Annotated in this window: 2 protein-coding genes; both read left to right on the top strand. The window is 75.4% G+C overall.

The window, feature by feature from the left end; all coding sequences use genetic code 11:
• Window positions 1-908: 908 nt before the first annotated feature.
• The gene (locus tag F8279_RS29440) at window positions 909-2141 is read left to right on the top strand and encodes a hypothetical protein (protein ID WP_217493421.1); all 1233 of its coding nucleotides are present in this window, start codon (window positions 909-911) and stop codon (window positions 2139-2141) included.
• Window positions 2142-2267: 126 nt separating this feature from the next.
• Window positions 2268-3173 (top strand): hypothetical protein, encoded by a 906-nt coding sequence (locus F8279_RS29435; RefSeq protein ID WP_225853454.1) that lies wholly within the window; start codon window positions 2268-2270, stop codon window positions 3171-3173.
• The last annotated feature ends 97 nt before the right edge of the window (window positions 3174-3270 follow it).

Raw genomic sequence — 3270 nt, 5'->3', positions numbered from 1 at the left:
ACGGCGGGACGGCGGGACGGCGGCCCGACGTCCCGCCGTCCCGCCGTCCCGCCGTCCCGCGGCGAAAATGCAGTTAGCGGCATTCGGCGTCCGATTTGTCGCCGCTAACCTCACGATCGACAATGCTGGCGAGGGTGGGTTGCGGTGGGTGCGTCCGCCGCGCCGGGGCTGCGGGAGATCTTGGTACGAAGTGGCCCCTATCGGGGCGTAATTCTTCCAAGATCTCTTCCTCTCAGCGGCTCAGAGCCCTGGGGGTGTGGGAATTGCGGAGGGCTGACGCCTTCTCCAAGATCGCGTTCTGTGCCATTCTCCCTACGGCGAGCCACGGGGCGGGCCGCTCGCCGCCGGTGGCCGAGGGAGGGTCGGTGGCTGAGGACGACGTCGCACGGACCGGGATCCGAGTCGGGGGCTGGCTGCCCACGCCGGACGAACCGGCCGACGCCCCGGAGCGGTCCGCGGGTCCGCGTCGCCTGCCCGGGGACACTGATCCCACCGTGCCCCGGACTGGGACCCCGCGGGACGGGAACCGCCCACCGGCCGACCCGGACGATCCGGTGCCTGCGGGGAACCTGGAGCCGCCCGGTACCGCTGTCTGGCCGCCTCCGCGCAATTTCGGCCCGGCGACTCACGATCTCCCCGCCGCAGGCCCGCTTCCAGCCGACACGTCCGCGCCCGGCCCGTCCGCAGCCGGTGCGTTCGCACCGAACCAGCTCGGCCCCGGTCAGCCCGGCCCCGGTCAGCCCGGCCCCGGTCAGCCCGGCCCCGGTCAGCCCGGCGTCGGTCAGCCCGGCCTCGGCCAGCCCGGCGTCGGTCGGCCTGGACCAGGTCAGCCTGGGGCAGGTCAGCCTGGCCTCGGTCAGCCTGGGCCCGGCCTGCTCGCGCCCGGCACACTCCCGGCTGGTCTCGTCGTGCCGGACTCCCTTGCGGCGGATCCCGTCGCGCCCGGCCCACTTGCGTCGGCCCCGCTCGCCCCGGGCCAGCTCGCCCCGGGCCAGTTCCTTGGCGGGGCATCGCCGCCCGTCGGTCCCGAGCCGCGACCGAGCCCGCCCGGCGGCCGGGTTCCGCTGGTCGGGCCGGCCCCGATCGGCCTGCACCTGTCCGCTCCGTCGCCGGTCCGGGCGGGCGCCGCCCACAAGCCGGCCGAGCCGGCCGACCTCGGGGCGCTGCAGGAGACGGATGCGGAGGCGAGACCGGGCCGGCACTCCGCCCGGGAGAGCGTCCCGGCACGTCTGGCCGATCTGACCGGCGGTCTGACCGGCCTGACCGACGGGCTCGGCGTCCGGCTGCGCTCCGCAGTCCGGGCTGCGAAGACCCGGCTGAGCCGGACGCTCGCCCCGATCGCCGGCCCGCTGCGGCCCTCGCCCGACGCCCCGGCCACGCGGGTCGCCACCGCCCGGGCCCGCCGCCGGCGCCGGCGCGCCGTGCTGGCGGCGGTGGCCGTGACCGGGCTGGTGGCGGCGCTGGCGTACGCGGCCCGGTCACCCGCGCCGCCCTCACCGACCGGGGAAACCGCGCCGGTGGCAGCACCAAGCGAGCAGGCGCCGAACAAGCAAATCCCGAGCGAGCAGGCGCCGGCCGCCGGCGACCCGGTGTCGTCCGGTGGGCCGCTGCTCGATGTGGACCTGGCGCCGTTGCCGGGGTCGTTGTCGCTCACCGCGCTCGGTACGCGGGACTGGCGGCACTGGGGCGGCGGCGGCGCGGACAGCTTCCATCGCAAGGCGAGCGGCACCGGCGAGATCCAGGATCCCGGCGGGGAGCGGCTGGAGCACAACGCGGGCGCCAGCGATCTCCAGTGGACCGACGGCACGCCGACGGCCGGCCAGGAGGGCATCCGGGCGGGGGTCTTCCGGCGCGGCGCCGGGAAGAGCTTCACGCTGGGCGTGGCCGGGAGCGGGGATCTGCGTACGGTCCGGCTGTTCGTCGGCACGTTCTCGGCCGGCGCGCGGCTCGACCTGTCGCTGTCCAGCGGTGGCGATCCCGTCGTCCGCGAGGTGGCCCTCGCCGCGGGCGACCGCTTCTACCAGTACGTCATCTGCTTCCGGGCGGACCCGGGGGAGCGGCTGCTGATCAGGTGGCACGCCCTGACCGTGACCGGCGGGCAGAACGACGGGGTGGCGTTGCAGGCGATCACGGTAAGCTGAGCGGCCGGTCCGGCGAGCGGTCGCCAGGTAACGAACTGGAAACGCCCGTCACTCGACATATGGCGCAAAGAGCCGTCCGGTGACACCGTGAAGCCCGTCACGCACCGGTCGTTTCCGGGCGGTGCCGTGACCGAAGTGGAGGGTGTGGTGGGCCAGGAGGACCGTCCGCGTTCCGGCCCCGGCTCGCACCGGCACGGCTTTCCGCGTACCCGGTCCGCGCTGCGCCGACTGCGCCGCCGGCGTCGGCTGATGCTGGAAGGGCTGGCCGCGATCCTCTGCCTGGCGGCGCTGGCGGTCTACCTCGGCGTCGAACGGCACGACTCGCCGCGCGAGGAGCACGCCCGAGTGCCGGTGGCGCCGCCCGGCCGGGTCGGGCTGCCGAACGAGACCGACGACACCGTGGTCAACCCGGGGTTGCGTCCCCGGCAGCGGCCACCGTCGCCGAGCCCGTCGCCGTCCACTCCGTCGCCTTCACCGACACCCGCGCCGCCGCCGATCGTCGCCGTGACCCGCGCCGAGGTGCCCGCCACCGTCGACCTCACCGCCGCCGGCCCCACCGACTGGGTCCACTGGGGGCTCAACGGCGCCGACCGGACGGTCCGCAAGCGGGGCGGCTCCGGCGAGATCCGCGACGAGGGCGGCCGCGGGCGGCGGGAGAGCTTCAGCAACAACCCCGAGGCGTACGCCTGGCGCGACGGCAACCCGGTCGCGTCGGCGGGCGGCACCATGACCGGCGTCTACACCTGCCACCGGGGCAGCGGGTTCAACCTGGCGGTGGCCGCCGACGGGCGCCAGCGCACGGTACGTCTGTACGCCGGGCTCTGGATGGCCCGTGGCCGCCTCGACGTGCGCGTCTCCGGCGGCGGCCCGGTGACCACGCTGCGGATGGAGGACCCGCACACCGCGCTCACCGCCGAGTTCACCGTCAGGTTCCGCGCTCCGCGCGGCGAGAAGCTGCTGCTGAACTGGACGGTGGAGGAATCACTGGGCGACTGCGGCAACGTCAGCCTCCAGGCGGTGGCGCTGCGCTGAGCGGGGACAGTTTGTCCGTCGCGTACCGGGCCGGGCGTCGTACGTTTCGGTTGTCCCGTCCGACCATCCTCTGTGGAGGCCCGACCGATGACCGGCC

Origin of the sequence: Micromonospora sp. AMSO1212t, assembly GCF_008868145.1 — a bacterium.
Lineage (GTDB): Bacteria > Actinomycetota > Actinomycetes > Mycobacteriales > Micromonosporaceae > Micromonospora > Micromonospora tulbaghiae.
The sequence above is the reverse complement of the archived record's forward strand: the minus strand, read 5'-3'. Positions and strand labels throughout refer to the sequence as shown.